General features: G+C 60.2%; 19 protein-coding genes and 1 tRNA gene. 13 read left to right on the top strand and 7 right to left on the bottom strand.

The genetic code is table 11. The annotated features are described in order from the left end of the window. Positions 1-57 precede the first annotated feature (57 nt). Complete coding sequence (locus Q7C30_RS10850; RefSeq protein WP_317871570.1) at positions 58-636, top strand: plasmid pRiA4b ORF-3 family protein; 579 nt, start codon at positions 58-60, stop codon at positions 634-636. A 106-nt stretch (positions 637-742) separates the two neighbouring features. Here Q7C30_RS10850 and Q7C30_RS10845 read toward each other — a convergent pair whose 3' ends face one another. Then, on the bottom strand, positions 743-1,000 hold the full coding sequence (locus Q7C30_RS10845; RefSeq protein ID WP_295488111.1) for a hypothetical protein: 258 nt from the start codon (positions 998-1,000) through the stop codon (positions 743-745). A 343-nt stretch (positions 1,001-1,343) separates the two neighbouring features. Between Q7C30_RS10845 and Q7C30_RS10840 the strand changes: the two genes are divergently transcribed. Further along, positions 1,344-1,511, top strand: a complete 168-nt coding sequence (locus Q7C30_RS10840; protein WP_317871491.1) for a hypothetical protein — start codon at positions 1,344-1,346, stop codon at positions 1,509-1,511. 378 nt (positions 1,512-1,889) lie between these two features. Here the strand turns inward: Q7C30_RS10840 and Q7C30_RS10835 are convergent, their stop codons facing one another. The 3 genes from Q7C30_RS10835 to sohB form a co-directional block, all read right to left on the bottom strand. Further along, entirely contained in the window at positions 1,890-2,852 is a 963-nt protein-coding gene (locus Q7C30_RS10835) for a hypothetical protein (protein WP_317871490.1), read from the bottom strand. A 429-nt stretch (positions 2,853-3,281) separates the two neighbouring features. After that, a tRNA-Cys gene (locus tag Q7C30_RS10830) sits at positions 3,282-3,355 on the bottom strand. Positions 3,356-3,499: 144 nt separating this feature from the next. Then, positions 3,500-4,525 carry a protease SohB gene (gene sohB, locus Q7C30_RS10825; RefSeq protein WP_029613253.1) on the bottom strand — a complete coding sequence of 342 codons (1,026 nt, stop codon included), beginning with the start codon at positions 4,523-4,525 and terminating at the stop codon, positions 3,500-3,502. Between the two features lie 199 nt (positions 4,526-4,724). Here sohB and Q7C30_RS10820 point away from each other — a divergent pair, with 199 nt between their 5' ends. From Q7C30_RS10820 to Q7C30_RS10800, 5 genes are all read left to right on the top strand, one after another. Next, a complete protein-coding gene (locus Q7C30_RS10820) occupies positions 4,725-5,438 on the top strand; it encodes a histidine phosphatase family protein (RefSeq protein ID WP_317871489.1) in 714 nt (237 codons plus the stop codon). A 57-nt stretch (positions 5,439-5,495) separates the two neighbouring features. Then, positions 5,496-5,813, top strand: coding sequence for an SCP2 sterol-binding domain-containing protein (locus Q7C30_RS10815; RefSeq protein ID WP_039577097.1), 318 nt, complete (start codon positions 5,496-5,498; stop codon positions 5,811-5,813). A gap of 198 nt (positions 5,814-6,011) precedes the next feature. Beyond that, complete coding sequence (locus Q7C30_RS10810; protein WP_317871488.1) at positions 6,012-7,079, top strand: phosphotransferase family protein; 1,068 nt, start codon at positions 6,012-6,014, stop codon at positions 7,077-7,079. Between the two features lie 39 nt (positions 7,080-7,118). Then, positions 7,119-7,886 (top strand): SDR family oxidoreductase, encoded by a 768-nt coding sequence (locus Q7C30_RS10805; RefSeq protein ID WP_317871487.1) that lies wholly within the window; start codon positions 7,119-7,121, stop codon positions 7,884-7,886. A 117-nt stretch (positions 7,887-8,003) separates the two neighbouring features. Beyond that, the gene (locus tag Q7C30_RS10800; RefSeq protein ID WP_029613247.1) at positions 8,004-8,702 is read left to right on the top strand and encodes a YoaK family protein; all 699 of its coding nucleotides are present in this window, start codon (positions 8,004-8,006) and stop codon (positions 8,700-8,702) included. A 1-nt stretch (position 8,703) separates the two neighbouring features. On the opposite strand, the gene Q7C30_RS10795 is transcribed toward Q7C30_RS10800, so the two are convergent. After that, the gene (locus Q7C30_RS10795; RefSeq protein ID WP_317871486.1) at positions 8,704-9,054 is read right to left on the bottom strand and encodes a hypothetical protein; all 351 of its coding nucleotides are present in this window, start codon (positions 9,052-9,054) and stop codon (positions 8,704-8,706) included. 112 nt (positions 9,055-9,166) lie between these two features. Here Q7C30_RS10795 and Q7C30_RS10790 point away from each other — a divergent pair, with 112 nt between their 5' ends. Continuing rightward, on the top strand, positions 9,167-9,475 hold the full coding sequence (locus tag Q7C30_RS10790; RefSeq protein WP_029613245.1) for an RcnB family protein: 309 nt from the start codon (positions 9,167-9,169) through the stop codon (positions 9,473-9,475). Positions 9,476-9,540: 65 nt separating this feature from the next. On the opposite strand, the gene betT is transcribed toward Q7C30_RS10790, so the two are convergent. Continuing rightward, on the bottom strand, positions 9,541-11,511 hold the full coding sequence (gene betT, locus Q7C30_RS10785; RefSeq protein ID WP_029613244.1) for a choline BCCT transporter BetT: 1,971 nt from the start codon (positions 11,509-11,511) through the stop codon (positions 9,541-9,543). A gap of 267 nt (positions 11,512-11,778) precedes the next feature. Between betT and Q7C30_RS10780 the strand changes: the two genes are divergently transcribed. The 3 genes from Q7C30_RS10780 (at position 11,779) to Q7C30_RS10770 (ending at position 15,203) form a co-directional block, all read left to right on the top strand. Next, positions 11,779-13,485 carry an amidase gene (locus Q7C30_RS10780; RefSeq protein ID WP_317871485.1) on the top strand — a complete coding sequence of 569 codons (1,707 nt, stop codon included), beginning with the start codon at positions 11,779-11,781 and terminating at the stop codon, positions 13,483-13,485. 79 nt (positions 13,486-13,564) lie between these two features. Then, a complete protein-coding gene (locus Q7C30_RS10775; RefSeq protein ID WP_317871484.1) occupies positions 13,565-14,269 on the top strand; it encodes a PAS domain-containing protein in 705 nt (234 codons plus the stop codon). Positions 14,270-14,282: 13 nt separating this feature from the next. Then, positions 14,283-15,203: a pyridoxal-phosphate dependent enzyme gene (locus tag Q7C30_RS10770; protein WP_317871483.1), complete on the top strand. Its 921-nt coding sequence runs from the start codon at positions 14,283-14,285 to the stop codon at positions 15,201-15,203. A gap of 171 nt (positions 15,204-15,374) precedes the next feature. Here Q7C30_RS10770 and Q7C30_RS10765 read toward each other — a convergent pair whose 3' ends face one another. Further along, positions 15,375-15,584, bottom strand: a complete 210-nt coding sequence (locus tag Q7C30_RS10765; protein ID WP_317871482.1) for a DUF2945 domain-containing protein — start codon at positions 15,582-15,584, stop codon at positions 15,375-15,377. A 214-nt stretch (positions 15,585-15,798) separates the two neighbouring features. Between Q7C30_RS10765 and Q7C30_RS10760 the strand changes: the two genes are divergently transcribed. Both Q7C30_RS10760 and Q7C30_RS10755 read left to right on the top strand, forming a co-directional pair. Continuing rightward, positions 15,799-16,896, top strand: coding sequence for a carboxynorspermidine decarboxylase (locus Q7C30_RS10760; protein ID WP_029614858.1), 1,098 nt, complete (start codon positions 15,799-15,801; stop codon positions 16,894-16,896). A gap of 34 nt (positions 16,897-16,930) precedes the next feature. Then, positions 16,931-18,175: a saccharopine dehydrogenase family protein gene (locus tag Q7C30_RS10755; protein ID WP_029614857.1), complete on the top strand. Its 1,245-nt coding sequence runs from the start codon at positions 16,931-16,933 to the stop codon at positions 18,173-18,175. Positions 18,176-18,341: the final 166 nt, after the last annotated feature.

Genomic DNA, 18,341 nt, shown 5'->3' with positions numbered 1-18,341 from the left:
GGCGATCAGGAGCGTACTCTTATCACCCACACTCATGATGACAAGGCTGCTAGATCAATGGATGCCACCGCAAGGCGACCGAAAGCTCCGGCTGAACTTCTGCTACTGCACATCGAACTGAACGACATCGAGCCTACGATCTGGCGTCGCTTTCTGGTTCCTGAAACCATCACGTTGGGCAAACTGCACCGGGTGATCCAAGCCGTGATGGGCTGGACTGACAGCCATCTGCACGAATTCGATATTGCTGGTGAAAAATATGGCACTCCCAGCTCCGATGATTGGGGGGCGCCGGTGAACTCAGAAACGCGCAAGACACTGGTCAATGCCCTACAGGGCAAAAAGAGGTTTGGGTATCTTTACGATTTCGGTGATAGCTGGGAACACCGAATCACGGTTGAAAAGCGCTTGCCGATGATCTCGGCACCTCAGGAGCATTATTGCATCGAGGGAGAGAATGCTTGCCCACCGGAAGATGTCGGTGGAGCGCCTGGCTATGAAGACTTCCTCGACGCCATGGCCAATCCTGCTCATCCTGACCATGACGATAGGGTGGAATGGTATGGGGGCGTCTTCGAGGCTTCGGTATACGACTGCAAGCCGGTCAATCAGTGGCTTGCACGCAAGAAGATTTGAAAGGCGCAAATGCTGCTCAGCCTTGATAGACAGCCCCCATTGCGCCAAAGCAATGCGATAGAGGGCAGCGTTACGGGGACTCCCTCATACGCTTACACAAGCCTCATCAAGAGCCTGTACACTTCTCAATCGGTCCGCCGGCCTTTTGGAAGGCTAATTCGGACGGCGCGACGTTTATATAAAGGGTTGAACCATCGTTGAATTGACGTTCGATCCTTAGCACGCGTTCGGGGAGGTAGCGGAAATGTTCGCCTACTGAAGTCAACTTCTGCCCGTCTGATGTCTGCACTACCAGGACACCATCAATCTTGGTAATCGTAGCTGCCGAGCCACAATGCAGTGGGCGCTCCTCGGCCTTGGCCATTGCACCCATCCCTGCCAAGCAGATTCCAAGTCCATAAACACCGCATGCTTTCAACACAGCAACTCCATTTATAATCAATGCCTGATATCCCTCTCACGAACGCGTCAGCTGTTGAGTTTTCGCAAGAATGGATCACCCGATGGGTCCACCGTCGAACCGACTCGATCTCCGATCACACGATACACTAAAGTTCGAGCTCCGGGGTTTTTCCGCAAACTCCCGGTCCACCACAGGATTAGCGTTGAATAGAACAACACGGACGCTTGACTAAAACTTGCGTCAAGAGTATGCGCTTAGCACCTCGGCACGATTCACAGCGGGATCAGAAACTGGGAGCAGCCCTATGACGCCATCTAAAGTCAGCAATATCGTATTCAGTTGTGTTGCGCTTTACGGCGGTGTCGGTTCTCAACCTGCGAGCGAAAATCAGGTACAGGTCGCTGCACAAAAATTGGTTGGCCAACCTGCCAGTAAAGCTTTTGAAACTTTGGTCAGCCAGATCATGGAATAGGTCCATCTTCCTATGGAAGTGGTGGCTTCTATGCATGGAATCGAATTCAGACCCGTACAACGCCCGAACAGGTTTTCACCAAGACAAGCAGCCACTATAGTGGCGAGCAACAGACGTGGGTGGAAGTTGGTGGTGGCGGCGTTAAAGGTATAGTGCCTGTCGACAGCCAGCTAATTTATAGGGACTGACCGCGAAGTGTCAGCAAATGCTGAAACTCCCTGCCTGTCCGCTAATGGGCTTGCAGCGCTGGCACCCAACTGAACCAGTCCCGCCCCGCGTCCAGCCCTTCGAAGTTTCACCCAGGCTGTGGCGAGCCTGAATCAGAAGTGAAAAAGCCCAGCGCGACGGCTGGGCTCTATTACCCAAGGAGATAGAGGATCACGGAGTCCAGTAAGCAATCTTGCCGCTAGCACCAACAGCGACAAAATTGCCGTTGCCGTAAGCAACGCTCCGGACATCTGTTCCTGCGAAAGTGTTGGCTTGCTGAACCCAGCCGATCCCATCCTCGGAAACGGCTGTCTTGCCGCCGTCGCCGACAGCTACATACTTGCCATTACCGTAAGCAATGTCGCGGATGATGGTTCCACCGAAACTGGTGTCTTCAACAGCAGTCCAGTAATTCCCGTTAGCGGAATATGCCATCTTGCCATCCGCGCCAACAATAAACATTCTCCCATTGCAAAGCTTCATGGAAAGGATGGTGCTAGTGCCGAAGGTACTGGTTCTGCTCGAGAATGATTGCACATTACTCGTCGGCATCTTAGTAGCGCTAAGCAGCTTCCCACTCGATCCCGCAATCAACACAAAATCGCCAATGACATTGACGCAGTACACAGTCTCGCTAGAAGTGAAAGTCGTGGTGCGCTCCACCTGGCCTGACCAATCGCCATAACGGGAAAAGACTTTACCGTTAGACCCAACCAATATCCAGGTCGCGTTGGTTCCCAATATGGGCGGATAATACACAATGCCATACAAGTCTCCGGACGCGCGTACAGTTGCCGTAAGGTCTGTCCAATCCCTCAAAGGGCGCGCTGTGCTGCCCCAGCTCACATTGCCGGATTGAGAAAGGGCTTGAAGCGTTGTCCCAATACCGTTCCAGTACAGCTCGTTGATAACCTTTCCGCTATCAGACGTGACGGCGCCCTTGAGCTTGGTCCATACCGTACCAGTCGCGTTTCCGCTGATAATCTGAGTGGTTGTGGGAAGACCGTTGCCACCCGCCGCATAAAACTTGCCATCCGCAAAAACTACGCGCCTAAGCATGCCGGTGTTAGCCACCGGTTCTACTTGAGTCCAAAGATCTTGCATGGTTTGAGACGCCGAGTTTGCCTTTTCCATTTTAAACTCCGTTACTGAGCTGATTTAAGTTCAGGCCTCTGTATTGGGCGTATGGCGCTCATGGGCGATGGCTCGAGACTCGAGGTCTTCTGGCTAAAATCAGGGGTGACGAGGTTCCACCCACCTCAGACCTGTCGCTGATGGAGGGAACCATGCCACACCAACACTGTATACTCAACCAGTATTTTGAGCATTGTACTCCGCGAACTTCGGCTCATTCACCGCTTTTGAGGCGATGGCAGATCGAGATGCATCCGGAGATGCCCGGCTTTGGAGGTCTATTGAGGCCCTCGGGGGGCAACAAAAAACAGCACTAGGTGGGGGTAGGTGCGAGCCTATTCCAAATCTGCCCCAAATGCAGCGGGAATGGACAATCCGCAGGCATGAAAAAAGCCCCGCAACCTCAATGGCTGCGGGGCTTTCGAATGGTGGAGGCCGAGGTCGGAATCGAACCGGCGTAGACGGATTTGCAATCCGGAGCATAACCACTTTGCTACTCGGCCTCAAAGCTGGAGTCAGCTTTCGCTATCTCCTTGAAACTGCTTAACTTTTTCAAGCAAGCTGCGTTTCGATGGACGCCATTATGTCGGCATTCCCCGCCCCTTGCAACCCCTTGGAAGAAAAAAATCTTCAAGGGGCTCAAGGTGTTAGCGCAGACGGCCGAGCTTGCTCAAAAGACCGATCAGCGCCTTCTCAACAGCGCCGCTGGCCGCCACACCGATACGCTCCTGCAGCGACTTGCGCTCGGCAAAATGCACGTGGAACAGGTTGGCTTCCCGAGCGCGCGTGCTCAGGTACTCATCGCTGGTGCTCAACTCATCCACCAGCTTGCGATTCAGTGCGGCAACGCCCAACCATACTTCGCCGGTGGCTACCTCATCGATGTGCAACTGCGGGCGGTAACGGGCGACGAAGTCCTTGAACAACTGATGGGTGACATCCAGGTCCTCCTGAAACTTTTCGCGTCCCTTCTCGGTGTTTTCACCGAAGACCGTCAGGGTACGTTTGTACTCGCCGGCGGTGAGGACCTCGAAGTCGATGTCATGCTTCTTGAGCAAGCGGTTGACGTTGGGGAGTTGGGCGACGACGCCGATGGAGCCGAGCACGGCGAAGGGCGCGCTGACGATCTTGTCGCCGATACAGGCCATCATGTAACCGCCGCTGGCAGCGACCTTGTCGATGCAGACGGTCAGTGGGATGCCCGCCTGGCGGATGCGGGCCAATTGAGAAGCGGCGAGACCGTAGCTGTGGACCAGACCACCGCCGCTTTCAAGACGCAACACGACCTCGTCCTGGGGCGTGGCGAGGGTGAGCAACGCAGTAATTTCATTGCGCAGGCTCTCGGTCGCCGAGGCCTTGATGTCGCCATCGAAATCCAGCACATAGACACGGCCTTTTTCCTGCGGTTTGGCCTTGCCCTTCTTGACCTGTTTTTCAGCTTTGGCCTGCTGCTTGCGCAACGCCTTGAGCTCAGCCTTTTCGAACAGACCCGCTTCCAAGCGCTCGCGCAAGTCTTTGTAGAACGTGTTCAGGCGCGTGACCTGCAATTGCCCACCCGGTTTGCGCCGACCTTTACCGCGCAGATTGGCGATCCCCGAGAGAATGACCAGGATGGCAATGACCAGCGTGGCCGTTTTGGCGAGAAAGCTTGCGTATTCGGCAAGAAACTCCACAGTGACTCCTTAATGAACCTACGCCCCAGGGCGCGAAACTGTTGCAAGCATACCGGTGCGCTTGGGCGGCTACCAGCGTGGGAAAATGCTGGCAACACAGTTCAAACAACCTTTTCAAACGCTTGTATGTTTTTCCATTGACAGCCTCCACAGGCCGCCCTAACCTCGCAGCAACTTCATCATCCAGCCGGACAATGCAGTGGGCGACATCTACCTGATCCGACATGGCCAAGCCTCCTTCGGTGCCGACGACTATGACGTCCTTTCGCCCGTGGGCATCCGCCAGAGCCAGGTGCTGGGCGATCACCTCGGCTTGCTCGGTGTGGATCTGGACCGCTGCCTATCAGGTCACTTGCGCCGCCAGCAAGACACCGCACGCCTGACGCTGGAGGCAATGACCGGCGCAGGACGCCAGGTCGCGGCTCTGGAGACCGACGCGGCATTCAACGAATTCGATGCCGAGAGTGTGATCCGCGCCCTGCTCCCGGCCTTGCTGCCAAACGAGCCTGAAGCGCTGCATGTCCTGCGCAATGCTGCGCAGCACCCATCCGAGTTTCAGCGGCTGTTCGCGCTGATGGTGCAGCGCTGGCACGACGACGAGCACGACGCGCACGACGGCCTGGAAACCTGGGGCAACTTCCTCGATCGTGTCGCAGGCGGTCTGGATCGCGTACTGGCCACAGCCGGCAGTGGCGACTCCATCGCCATCTTCACCTCTGGCGGCACCATCGCCGCCCTGCTCCATCTGCTGACCGGCATCCCGCCAGCCCAGGCGTTCGCGCTGAACTGGCAGATCATCAACACCTCGCTGAGCCACCTGAAGTTCCGTGGCAGCGACGTGACCCTGGCCACCTTCAACAGTCAGGCACATGTACGGCTGCTGAAGACACCCGAGCTCCTCACCTACCGTTAGAGCCCGGTACATCCCGTCCCTATGCGGACCTGACTATCCCTCAATAAGGAATGCACAATGACCTCCGTAGCCGATGCCGTGAAGAAGATGCAAGAGAAGTTCAACCCAGCTGCGGCCGCCGGCCTGGACCTGGTGTTCGGCTTCAACATCACCGACGAAGACAAGCACTACGCGCTGATCGTCAAAGATGGCACCTGCGCGCTGCAGGAAGGTGAGAATCCGGACGCCAACTGCACCTTGGTAATGGACAGCGAGACACTCAAAGGCATCGTCAGCGGCGAGACCGACGGCATGCAGGCCTTCATGGGTGGCAAGCTGCGTGTGGAAGGCGACATGATGCTGTCGATGAAGTTGAGCGAGCTGTTCCCCTCCTGAGTGCCGCGCCGCGCTGATCGAAAAGAACCGAAGCTGTAGCCGCTTCGGTTTTTTTTCGCCCGCGCCTTTGCGGGGTTCATCAGGGACAGTGATCGACCAGCAACACCCTCGTCGATGGGCCATCTGGCACGCTTGTCCCATACCGGCAGGGCCATTAGATTAGCCAATCATCCTTGCCAACCGGAATAAGGAAAAGGCATGACGCTCACCGATCAGCCCACCGAGGCACGCCGCGGCGAAGAACTCGACGCCGCTCGCATCGACCCGTATCTCAAAGCGCATGTGCCCGGCCTCGACGGCCATCCGATCATCAGCCAGTTTCCGGGTGGCGCGTCCAATCTGACTTACCTGATTGCCTATCCTCAGCGCGAGCTGGTACTGCGCCGGCCACCGTTCGGGCAAAAGGCCAAGTCGGCGCATGACATGGGCCGCGAGTTCCGCATTCTCAACCAGCTCCACGCCGGTTTCCCCTATTGCCCAAAAGCCTATGCGCACTGCACCGATGAATCGCTGATTGGCGGCGAGTTCTATGTGATGGAACGGGTCAAGGGCATCATCCTGCGTTCGGACCTGCCGCCCGAGTTGGGCTTCGATGCCCGTCGCACCGAAGCCCTGTGCAAGAGTTTCATCGATCGCCTGGTCGAACTGCACCAGGTGGACTACACCCACTGCGGGCTGGCAGACCTGGGCAAGCCCGACGGCTATGTGCAACGCCAGGTCGAAGGCTGGGCAAGCCGCTACGAAAAAGCCCTGACCCCCGATGCCCCGCGGTGGGAAACGGTAGTCGCCTGGCTACGCGAGAAGATGCCTGAAGACCACCCACGGCCAGGCATCATCCACAACGACTACCGCTTCGATAACGTGATCCTCGACGCAGAGAATCCCATGCACATCATCGGCGTACTGGACTGGGAGATGGCCACCCTCGGTGATCCGCTGATGGATCTGGGCAACAGCCTGGCCTACTGGATCGAAGCGGACGATCCCGCCGCCGTGCAACTGATGCGCCGCCAGCCCAGCAATGCACCCGGCATGCTCACGCGCAGACAATTCGTCGACTACTACGCCGAGCGCGCCGGCATTCGCATCGACAATTTCGACTTTTACTACTGCTATGGCCTGTTCCGCCTCGCCGGCATCGTCCAGCAGATCTACTACCGTTTCCACCACGGCCAGACCCAGGACAAGCGCTTCGCCCAGTTCATCCACATGAACCGGCTGCTGGAGCACATGGCGCTGCAGGTGATCGACGCGTCTTCTCTCTGAACTGCGCAGGCCCTGAACTTCACCACAAGGAACCCCGGCATGTCCAAGACCTCCCTGTTCGACCTCGATGGCAAGATCGCCTTCGTGTCCGGCGCCAGCCGCGGCATCGGCGAGGCCATCGCCCACTTGCTGGCCCAGCAAGGCGCCCATGTGATCGTTTCCAGCCGCAAACTGGACGGCTGCCAACAGGTCGCCGACGCGATTATCGCGGCCGGCGGCAAGGCCACGCCCGTGGCCTGCCATATCGGCGAGCTGGAGCAGATCCAGCAGGTCTTTGCCGGTATCCGCGAGCAGTTCGGACGCCTGGACATCCTGGTCAACAATGCCGCCACCAACCCGCAGTTCTGCAATGTGCTGGACACCGATGCCAGCGCCTTCCAGAAGACCGTGGACGTCAATATCCGCGGCTACTTCTTCATGTCGGTGGAAGCGGGCAAGCTGATGCGCGAACACGACGGCGGCAGCATCATCAACGTGGCCTCGATCAATGGCGTCACACCCGGGCTGTTCCAGGGCATCTATTCGGTGACCAAGGCGGCGGTGATCAACATGACCAAGGTGTTCGCCAAGGAATGCGCGCAGTTCGGCATCCGCTGCAACGCCCTACTGCCGGGCCTGACCGACACCAAGTTCGCCTCGGCGCTGGTGAAGAACGACGCCATCCTCAAGGCCGCCTTGCAGCAGATTCCACTCAAGCGTGTTGCCGACCCCAGCGAAATGGCCGGCGCAGTGCTGTACCTGGCCAGCGACGCCTCCAGCTACACCACGGGCACCGCCCTCAACGTCGACGGCGGTTTCCTGTCCTGATCGACACCAGCAGCGGCAAGCTGCCGTTGGTCAGTATCGCGCTGCCATCCTCGGATATACTCCGCCAGCCGCAACCGCCGGGCCACTGACGCCCGGGAAGACTGGAGGAACCCCGCGATGCTGCCCCGCAGTCCGTCACCCAACAGCCACCGCCAACGTCATCTGCAGCGTCGTGGCACGGTGGGGCTGTACTTCGTCGCCGCCTTGTCGGTACTGGCCGGCATGACCGACGCCATCGGCTTTTTGGCCACCGGCGACTTCGTCTCGTTCATGAGCGGCAATACCACGCGCCTGGCGGTATCCCTGGGCAATGCCGAGTGGGGACCCATCGTGCGCCTGGCGCTGGTGATTGGCGCCTTCATCCTGGGCAACGCGCTCGGCGTGATTGTCGCGGCCCGCAGTGGCCGGCGCCACTGGCCCTTGCTGGGCTTGATCGGCTTGTTGCTTGCATTGGCCGGGCTGCTGCCCGAAGCGCTGCAACTGGCCGCACTGCTGGCGGCGGTCACAGCGATGGGCATGATCAACGCAGTAGTCGAAGAAGTGAACGGCTTGCCGATCGGACTCACCTATGTGACGGGCGCTCTTTCGCGCTTTGGCCGAGGCCTGGGACGTACGTTGCTGGGTCAACAGCGCCTGGGCTGGCGTGTGCAACTGGTGCCGTGGAGCGGCATGTTCATCGGTGCCGTGCTCGGCGTACTGCTCGAGCAACGCTTCGAACGCGCCGCACTGCTGGCCAGCGCGCTAGTGGCCGTGATGCTGGCGCTGGCCTCGTGGAAAATTCCGCGGCGCTGGCAACTGCGCTACATGCCGCGATGACTTACAGGCAGGTCGCAGCCGCAGCCTTGCGCTGCAGCGCGACCATGTCGCTCTTTTGCGCGTAGTAGTCGACCCGCGTCCCGCCGGCCTGCGGGTAGACGTCGACGAACGATTCCGCCTCGCGCGTGTAGACGGTGAAGCCTCCGGCCTTGCGCGACTCCAGATAGCCGCTGGCGTCGACGCCGAAGCGCGCCTCCTCCTGCCAACTGAACTGTATGCACTGGGCGACTATCTCCGGCGCCTTCTGCGAATCCAGGCGCGCGCCGGGCTGACCGGTGCGTGCAGCCTCCATCGTCGACGACGCACAACCGATCATCAGCAGCGCCGCGGCCAGCGGCAATAGTGCTCGCATGTTGCATCCTCGGTAGAAAAAAGAAGCGACTGTAGCACTGCGCTTCGCATGGAGTGAATTGTCACGCACAGGTCGCTGTCGTATTTACAGAATGTCCATGAGGAAAGCCTGCATGAAAACCCGTTCCCTGATGTGCGCCCTGCTCTTCACGTTGCCCCTGACCCAACTGCCACTGAGCGCGCAGGCGGCCGAGTCCAACGTCGAGAGCGTCAAGGCGCCCGAGTCGCATAACCGTGAACTCAAAGTCGGCGACAAGGCGCCCGACCAGTACAAGCGTGACGACGAAGCCGTGCGCGACTGGAAGGCCAAAGGCCTGCCAGCACCGGAGAAAGAAAGTCACTGGGTGAAGATGGCCAACAACTATGTCCTGGTGCAGACCACCAATGGTGTCGTGCTGGCGATCCAGGCGGCCAAACACTGAGGCGTGTTTTACTTCAGCCTTGCCAATTGAAACGGGCCGCATCTGCGGCCCGTTTCGTTTGCGACTCACCCCACCAAATGCAGGTAATGCAGGTGACGTTCGTAGTGATCGAGAATGTCGCCGATCACCTCGTCTTTCGACCAGCCCATCACATCGTGATCCTGCCCACCCTCGCGCAAATGCACTTCGGCGCGGAAATACTTGCGCTCCTCCCCGGCCATGTCGCTGAGCACGAAGCTGGGCATGGCATAGGCGCGCGGACGAATCTCGTAGATGAAGAGGTCGTCGCTGGGGCCGAGCTTGAGCGTTACGCGCCCGCCTTCACCCTCTTCGACACTGCAGTCATAGCCCTGTCGGCGCCATTCTTCGACCAACGACTGGCAAGCCGGCAACGCCACTTCCGAGATGAAACGCTGCACGTGCGAACGGCGCGGGAACATCGCCAAGGTGCGCAGGCGCCGCTGCCAATTTCCAGCCGCGCGCGATGCCGTCGGCGAAATCGCCAGCGCCTGGTAGCGCAAGTCGCGCTTGGTGGCATCGAGCTTGAGCGCCTTGAGCAGCCCGCGCATGCTCAGGAGCAGTGCCACGGTGAACGGCAGCGCACTGGCGATGGTCGCGGTCTGCAGCGCCTTGAGACCGTCAGCGAGCAACAGGGCAATGGCCACGATGCCCATGGTCGAAGCCCAGAAAATTCGCTGGCGCATCGGCGTGCCTTCCTGGCCGCCGGAGGCCAGCATGTCCACCACCATCGCGCCGGTGTCGGCCGAGGTGACGAAGAACACCACCACCATCACCACTGCCAAGGTGCTGATCACGCTGGCGAACGGGAAGTGCTCGAGGAAGGCGAACAGCGCCAGCGAGGTGTCCTTTTCCACGGCGGCCGCCAGATCGGTGAGGCCTTGGTCGAGGATCATGTGGATGGCCGTGTTACCGAACACCGTCATCCACAGCAGGGTGAACGCGGTCGGTACCAGCAACACGCCGGTGACGAATTCGCGGATGGTCCGACCGCGCGAGATGCGTGCGATGAACAGCCCGACGAAGGGCGACCAGGCCAGCCACCAACCCCAGTAGAACAGCGTCCAGCCACCGATCCAGTCGGTCGGTTGATAGGCGTACAGGTTCAGGGTACGGCTGACGATTTCACTGAGGTAACCGCCAGTGTTCTGCACGAAGGTCTGCAGAATGAGCACGGTCGGCCCCAGCAGCATCACGCCCAGCAGCAGCAACACCGCCAGGCCCAGGTTGAGCTCCGACAGACGACGGATGCCCTTGTCCAGACCCGACATGACCGACAGCGTGGCCAGGAACGTAGTACCGATGATCAAGGCGATCTGCACCGGTATCGATACCGGCACACCGAACAGCGCATTGAGCCCGGTGTTGATTTGCGACACGCCAAAGCCCAGCGAGGTCGCCACACCGAACACTGTGCCGATGATGGCGAAAATGTCCACCGCATGGCCCAGCGGGCCATGGATACGCTCGCCGATCAAGGGGTACAGCGCAGATCGCAGGGTCAACGGCAAGCCGTGGCGATAACTGAAGTAGGCCAGGATCAACGCCACCACCGCGTAGATGGCCCAGGCGTGCAGGCCCCAGTGGAAGAAGGTGATGCGCATCGCTTCGCCCGCAGCCATCACCGTTCCACCCTCACCCAGCGGTGGCTTGAGGAAGTGCATCACCGGCTCGGCGACGCCGAAGAACATCAGGCCGATGCCCATCCCGGCGGAGAACAGCATGGCGAACCAGGTGGCGTTGTTGTAGTCGGGGGTGCTGTGGTCCGGCCCCAGCTTGATGTCGCCGTAGCGGCTGATCCCCAGGAACACCACCGTACCCAGGATCAGCGCCACCGCGAGAATATAGAACCAGCTGACATTGCCGATGATCCAGCCCTGAATGTGGGCGAACAACTCTTGGGCGTGATCGCGGAACACACTGGCGTAGAGCACCAGCAGCAGCAATATGACGGCAGAGATCCAGAAGACCGGTGGATTGATGGTGGGACTGCGCGGGGGTTCGGGGGATCTTGCCATGTACGATTACTCTCCAGCTTGGCGCTTCATGCGCACGGTTACCTACGACAAACGGTAGACGCTGAAGGTTTTATCGGACAAGAAATATCAGACCTTCTTTATTCTTACCCAGGGCTTTTTCCTACAGCGCTCGGTGGTATCCCCATGCCTTCGCTGCGCTGCCGTGCCCCGCTGCAAACGGGTTTTTCCCCTGCGCAAACCTGCGTCTGCGCAGGGCTTCTTGTACACTCGCCGGCATGAAATCCACCTGTACAGTTTGGTGACAGCATGATCGAGGTAACCGAGGTTTCCATTGCCGAGCTGCGCGATGCGCTCGAATCAGGTCGCACCACAGCGCTCGAGCTGGTCCAGGCTTACCTGGCCCGGATCGATGCCTATGACGGCGCCGATACGCCGACCGCGCTCAATGCCGTGGTGGTGCGCAATCCCCAGGCCTTCGAGGAAGCGGCGGCCTCCGATGCACGACGCGCCGCGGGGAAAACCCTCGGCCCGCTGGACGGCATTCCCTACACCGCCAAGGACAGCTACCTGGTCAAGGGTCTGACCGCCGCCTCCGGCAGCCCGGCATTCAAGCACCTGGTCGCCCAACGCGACGCCTTCACCGTCGAGCGCCTGCGCGCAGCCGGCGCCATTTGCCTGGGCAAGACCAACATGCCGCCCATGGCCAACGGCGGCATGCAGCGAGGCGTGTACGGCCGCGCCGAGAGTCCGTACAACGCGGCCTTCCTCACCGCACCGTTCGCCTCTGGCTCCTCCAATGGCGCCGGTACCGCCACGGCGGCCAGCTACAGCGCGTTCGGCCTGGCCGAGGAGACGTGGTCGAGCGGACGCGGCCCGGCCTCGAACAACGGGCTGTGCGCCTACACCCCCTCGCGCGGGGTGATCTCGGTGCGCGGCAACTGGCCACTGACGCCGACCATGGACGTGGTAGTGCCATATGCACGGACTATGGCTGACTTGCTGGAGATCCTCGATGTGGTGGTGGCCGACGACGCCGACACCCGTGGCGACCTGTGGCGCATGCAGCCCTGGGTGCCGATTCCCCCTGCCTCCAGCGTTCGCCCGCAGAGCTATCTGGCACTGGCCACCGGCAGCGCCGCGCTCAAGGGCAAGCGCTTCGCAGTGCCGCGCATGTACATCAATGCCGATGCCGACGCTGGCACCTCGGAGAAGCCCGGGATCGGCGGGCCGACCGGCCAGCGCATCCGTACCCGCGCCAGCGTGATCGACCTGTGGCAACAGGCTCGGCAGGCCCTCGAAGCCGCAGGCGCCGAAGTGGTGGAAACCGATTTTCCACTGGTTTCCAATTGCGAAGGCGACCGCCCGGGTGCCCCGACCGTGTACAACCGTGGCATCGTCACGCGGGAGTTTCTGCATGACGAACTCTGGGAGCTTTCAGGCTGGGCGTTCGACGATTTCCTGCGCGCTAACGGCGACCCTCAGCTCAACCGTCTGGCCGACGTCGACGGACCGCAAATCTTCCCCCACGACCCTGGCACCCTGCCCAACCGCGAAGACGATCTCGCGGCCGGCATGGACGAGTACGTGAACATGGCCAAACGTGGCCTCAAGGCCTGGGACCAGATCGCCAGCGTCCCGGAAGGTCTGCGCGGCCTGGAACAGACCCGCAAGATGGATCTGGAAGCGTGGATGGATCAGCAGGATGTCGACGCTGTGATCTTTCCCACCGTCGCCGATGTCGGCCCCGCCGACGCCGACGTCAACCCTGCATCGGCGGACATCGCCTGGAGCAATGGTGTGTGGGTCGCCAATGGCAACCTGGCGATCCGTCACCTGGGTGTACCCACTGTCACCGTGCCGATGGGTGTAATGGCCGACATCGGCATGCCAGTGGGCCTGACCTTCGCCGGACGTGCCTATGACGACAATGCGCTGCTGCGTTTCGCTGCGGGGTTCGAGGCGACTGGATCGCGGCGCATGATTCCACCGCGCACACCCGCGCTGAACCGTTAACCCTGGAAACTCACGCACGACTCGCCAAATTCAACTAATTGTGTAGAATTCAACATAATTGTGAATTTGGCGACCCCCTATGCCACCCCGATCTCTCCAACAAGAGCGCCAGCTCACACTCACCGTGCTCAAAGCTGCCCTACAAGCCTTGGGCAGCGTCGCGCCGGGCAACCTGGAAATCCTCCTGCACGACCTTGATCGACCGGAGCACTCGGTGATCGCCATCGTCAACGGTCATCTCTCGGGCCGACGTGTAGGCAGTCCGATTCTGGCCGCTCCTGAACAGGACCAAGGCTTCAAGGCACTGATGCAAGCCAGCCGCGATCAACAGGGTTGCGACCCGGTGGTGTTGAACGATTACCCCACCTCACTCAAAGGCCGCAGCCTGCGCAGCGCCACCGCAATCTTTCGCGACAGCAGCGGGCATCCTTTCGCCAGCCTCTGCGTTAACACTGACCTGACCGGCCTCGACGCTGCGATGACCTTCCTTCGCCACTTCCAGCCATTAGGCGCTGGAGGTGTTGAGCAAACGCCTGGGGATGCCGCCGACCTGCCGCAATTGATGGCCGAGATCATCGAAGACGCCCTGCAGCATAGTGGCCAAGGTCGTCTGAACAAGCAGGCCAAGGTCGAGGCAGTGCGCCTGATGCAGGAACGTGGATTGTTCATCGTCAAAGGCGGCGTGGAAAAAGCCGCCGACGCCTTGGGCGTGACCCGCTACACCATCTACAACTACCTTGAGCAGTTGCGAGGCGACGCCACGCCCACTGCCCGCCAACGCTGAACGCGGAGCGCCCATGACCTTGCACATCGCTACCCCCCTGATCGAATCCCGTCCGCTGTCACTGGCAGCGGGACGCGCCGTGTGGCTCAAGCTCGAAGCCCTGCAGCCGCCCGGCTCGTTCAAGTTGCGCGGCGTGGGACATGCCTGCGAGGTGCACCATGCCCGAGGCGCCCGTCATTTCATTTCGTCGTCGGGCGGCAATGCCGGCCTGGCCGTGGCCTATGCCGGACGCGCGCTCGGTGTGCCGGTGACGGTGGTGGTGCCTGAAACCACCAGCGCCCGAGCCATCGAACTGCTCAAGCTCGAACAGGCCGAAGTGGTGATCACCGGCAGCTCCTGGCAGGAAGCCAACCAGCATGCCCAAGGCTTGCTGCAGCCAGGCGATGCGTTCATCCACCCGTTCGATGAACCACTGCTGTGGACGGGTCATGCCAGCATGATCGACGAAGTCGCCCAGAGCGGCGTGAAGCCCGACGCGGTGGTGCTGTCGGTAGGCGGTGGCGGGCTGCTCAGCGGCGTGGTCGAGGGCTTGCAGCGCAACGGTTGGCACGATGTGCCGGTACTGGCGGTGGAAACCGAGGGGGCCGCGTCGCTGCAGGCGGCCATGGTCGCCGGCGGCCCCGTCGAGCTGACAGCGCTCAGTTCGGTAGCGACCTCTCTGGGGGCCAAACGGGTGGCCGATCAGGCGTTCGCGTGTACACAGCAGCATCCCGTGTTCAGCGAACAGGTCACCGACCGTGCCGCGCTGCAAGCCTGCGAGGATTTCCTGCGCGATCACCGACTGCTGGTCGAGCCAGCCTGCGGTGCAGCATTGGCGCTGGCCTACGAGCCTGGACGACTTGCAGGCTATGAGCGTGTCTTGATGATCGTCTGCGGCGGGGCCACCGCGACGCTCGAGCAGATTCGGGACTGGCTGAACAAACAACCGTACTGAGCAAGCACCGCCTCCCGGAAACTTGAACGGGCCGGCATTCACCGAGGCGTGCGTGATAGGCAAAAAAAAACCGCGCCGAGGCGCGGTTCAAGGGAGGGATAAGGTAGGCGGGACCGTCACAATGGTCCATTTCGTCCTCGGTGATCTTGCCGCTGTGCGGCTTGGCCCGTTTCAGTTCCTATGCAAGGCCGACTCTTTGTGCATCGCCAGATGCCCGGTCTTGTCGCTCTTGACTTCGTACTGCGGCGCCTCTTTCGAACAATGCCGCTGGCGCCCCATGAACGCCACATCGCGGGTATGCACTTTGACCACCGAGCCGTGGATGATCCCGGCCTCGGAATTCCAATGCACCTTGTCGCCCGCCTTGTATTTGGAACTCATGGGTTTCTCCTTCGCCAACCTGTTCGGTTGATTCAGATGGTCACAATCCTCTGTTCAACTGAGTGGACGTCGACAGAAAAGATTCAATCCAGATGAACGCGCACCCGCACAGGGCATGCACCACGCGAAATCCGTCTCGTGCCCTTTCGATCTACGGCGAGGGCAGGCACAATGCGTGTCCTTTTTTTGGCCGGCCTGGCCGGGGGCCTTTGAAATGATCAAGACGCCGTATTACCTCATCGACAAAACCAAGCTGCTGGGCAACCTGGAGAAGATCGCCTATGTGCGCGAGCACTCCGGCGCCAAGGCCCTGCTCGCCCTCAAGTGCTTCGCCACCTGGTCGGTGTTCGACCTGATGGAACAGTACATGGACGGCACCACCTCGTCTTCGCTCTACGAGCTCAAGCTCGGCCGTCAGAAGTTCGCCGGCGAGACCCACGCCTACAGCGTGGCCTGGGCCGATGATGAAGTGCCGGAGATGCTGGAAAATTGCGACAAGATCATCTTCAACTCCATCGGCCAACTCGAGCGATTCGCCGAGCAATCCGAAGGCAAGACCCGCGGCCTGCGCGTCAATCCGCAGGTGAGCAGTTCCGACTACCTGCTGGCCGACCCGGCGCGTCCTTTCAGCCGTCTCGGCGAATGGGACCCGGAAAAGATCGAAAAGGTGATCGGGCAGATTTCCGGTTTCATGTTCCACAACAACTGCGAGAACGGCGATTTCGCCCTGTTCGACAAGATGCTGTCGCATATCGAAGAGCGCTTCGGTCATTTACTGCACAAGGTGCAGTGGGTGAGCCTCGGCGGTGGCATCCACTTTACTGGCGAAGGTTATGCGCTCGAGGCGTTCTGCGCCCGCCTCAAAAGCTTCTCCGAACAGTACGGTGTGCAGGTGTATCTGGAGCCAGGCGAAGCGGCAATCACCAACAGCGCTTCGCTGGAAGTCACCGTGCTCGACACGCTCTACAACGGCAAGCACTTGGCCGTGGTCGACAGCTCGATCGAAGCGCACATGCTCGACCTGCTGATCTACCGCCTCAATGCCAAGATGGCGCCCAATGACGGTGAGCACACCTATATGGTCTGTGGCAAATCGTGCCTGGCCGGCGATATCTTCGGCGAATATCAGTTCGAGCGGCCACTGGCCATCGGTGACCGTTTGTCCTTCGTCGATGCGGCGGGTTACACCATGGTCAAGAAGAATTGGTTCAATGGCCTGAAGATGCCGGCGATCGTCGTCAAGCAGCTCGACGGCAGCATCGAGGTCAAACGCGAGTTCGGGTTCGACGACTACGTTTCCAGCCTGTCGTGACGACAGGCCTTTTCAACAAGGAGCATCGAGTAAATTGAAGAAGAACGTTCTTATCATTGGTGCAGGAGGTGTCGCCAAGGTGGTGGCCCACAAGTGCGCACAGCATAACGACGAACTCGGTCGTATTGCCATTGCGTCACGGAACATCTCCAAATGCCAGGCCATCATCGACAGCGTCAAGGCCAAGGGTAGCCTCAAGGTACCCGCCGACATCCAGGCCTTCTCGCTCAACGCCCTCGATGTCGAGGCGACCAAGGCTTTGATCCGCGAGACCGAATCGCAGATCGTGATCAACGTCGGTTCCGCCTTCCTCAACATGTCGGTGCTGCGTGCCTGCATCGATACGGGTGTCGCTTATCTGGACACCGCAATTCACGAAGAACCGGGCAAGATCTGCGAAACCCCGCCCTGGTATGGCAACTACGAGTGGAAGCACCTCGAGGAATGCCAGCAGAAGAACATTACCGCCATTCTCGGCGTCGGCTTCGACCCGGGTGTGGTGAACAGCTACGCCAAACTGGCCCAGCAGCAGTACTTCGACCACATCGAGTCGATCGACATCCTCGACGTCAATGCCGGCTCCCACGGCAAGTACTTCGCCACCAACTTCGATCCGGAAATCAACTTCCGCGAGTTCACCGGGCAGGTGTGGAGCTGGCAGAACAGCCAGTGGACCCGCAATACCATGTTCGAGGTCAAGCGCACCGACGATCTTCCAGTGGTTGGTTCGCAGAACCTGTACCTGACCGGGCACGACGAAGTGCATTCGATCTCGAAGAACCTGGACGTGCCGAACGTGCGCTTCTGGATGAGCTTCGGCGAGCACTACATCAATGTGTTCACCGTGCTGAAGAACCTCGGCCTGCTCTCCGAGCAGCCGGTCAAGACCGCTGAAGGCCTCGAAGTAGTGCCGCTGAAAGTGGTGAAGGCGGTTCTACCCGATCCAGCCTCCCTGGCCCCGGGCTATACCGGCAAGACCTGCATTGGCGACCTGGTCAAGGGCACCAAGGATGGCCAGCCACGCGAAGTGTTCATCTACAACGTCGCCGACCACGAAGAAGCCTATGCCGAGACCGACAGCCAAGGCATTTCCTACACCGCCGGTGTGCCGCCTGTAGCCGCTGCATTGTTGGTGGCGCGTGGCGAATGGGATGCCAAGCGCATGGTCAACGTCGAAGAGTTGCCGGCAGAGCCGTTCCTCAAGGCGCTGGACGTGATGGGTCTGCCGACCCGGGTCAAGGACGAACACGGCGACCGCGCGTGGGATGCTGAAGTCTAAACCATAGACGCTCCGACACCACGCCTGCAGACGGCCCGCTCCGAACGAGGACTTTGTTCCTCATCCTCGGGCGGGCCGTCTTGCTACAGGGCATCCATTCGCCCGCTGATCGGAAAGGCTCTTGCAAGCAAGCCATTCTCTCAATACTGTATGAAAAACCAGTATA

Source organism: Pseudomonas sp. RAC1 (assembly GCF_030658255.1).
Classification (GTDB): Bacteria; Pseudomonadota; Gammaproteobacteria; order Pseudomonadales; family Pseudomonadaceae; genus Aquipseudomonas; species Aquipseudomonas boreofloridensis.
The sequence above is the reverse complement of the archived record's forward strand: the minus strand, read 5'-3'. Positions and strand labels throughout refer to the sequence as shown.

Excerpts from the sequence above, each read along its gene's own strand:
- Q7C30_RS10835 (WP_317871490.1), bottom strand. The coding sequence starts at position 2,852 with ATGGAAAAGGCAAACTCGGCGTCTCAAACCATGCAAGATCTTTGGACT.
- Q7C30_RS10760 (WP_029614858.1), top strand. The coding sequence starts at position 15,799 with ATGATCAAGACGCCGTATTACCTCATCGACAAAACCAAGCTGCTGGGC.
- Q7C30_RS10845 (WP_295488111.1), bottom strand. The coding sequence starts at position 1,000 with ATGGCCAAGGCCGAGGAGCGCCCACTGCATTGTGGCTCGGCAGCTACG.
- Q7C30_RS10810 (WP_317871488.1), top strand. The coding sequence starts at position 6,012 with ATGACGCTCACCGATCAGCCCACCGAGGCACGCCGCGGCGAAGAACTC.
- Q7C30_RS10805 (WP_317871487.1), top strand. The coding sequence starts at position 7,119 with ATGTCCAAGACCTCCCTGTTCGACCTCGATGGCAAGATCGCCTTCGTG.
- Q7C30_RS10840 (WP_317871491.1), top strand. The coding sequence starts at position 1,344 with ATGACGCCATCTAAAGTCAGCAATATCGTATTCAGTTGTGTTGCGCTT.
- Q7C30_RS10790 (WP_029613245.1), top strand. The coding sequence starts at position 9,167 with ATGAAAACCCGTTCCCTGATGTGCGCCCTGCTCTTCACGTTGCCCCTG.
- Q7C30_RS10765 (WP_317871482.1), bottom strand. The coding sequence starts at position 15,584 with ATGAGTTCCAAATACAAGGCGGGCGACAAGGTGCATTGGAATTCCGAG.
- Q7C30_RS10775 (WP_317871484.1), top strand. The coding sequence starts at position 13,565 with ATGCCACCCCGATCTCTCCAACAAGAGCGCCAGCTCACACTCACCGTG.
- betT (WP_029613244.1), bottom strand. The coding sequence starts at position 11,511 with ATGGCAAGATCCCCCGAACCCCCGCGCAGTCCCACCATCAATCCACCG.
- Q7C30_RS10770 (WP_317871483.1), top strand. The coding sequence starts at position 14,283 with ATGACCTTGCACATCGCTACCCCCCTGATCGAATCCCGTCCGCTGTCA.
- Q7C30_RS10795 (WP_317871486.1), bottom strand. The coding sequence starts at position 9,054 with ATGCGAGCACTATTGCCGCTGGCCGCGGCGCTGCTGATGATCGGTTGT.
- Q7C30_RS10780 (WP_317871485.1), top strand. The coding sequence starts at position 11,779 with ATGATCGAGGTAACCGAGGTTTCCATTGCCGAGCTGCGCGATGCGCTC.
- Q7C30_RS10815 (WP_039577097.1), top strand. The coding sequence starts at position 5,496 with ATGACCTCCGTAGCCGATGCCGTGAAGAAGATGCAAGAGAAGTTCAAC.
- Q7C30_RS10850 (WP_317871570.1), top strand. The coding sequence starts at position 58 with ATGGATGCCACCGCAAGGCGACCGAAAGCTCCGGCTGAACTTCTGCTA.
- Q7C30_RS10800 (WP_029613247.1), top strand. The coding sequence starts at position 8,004 with ATGCTGCCCCGCAGTCCGTCACCCAACAGCCACCGCCAACGTCATCTG.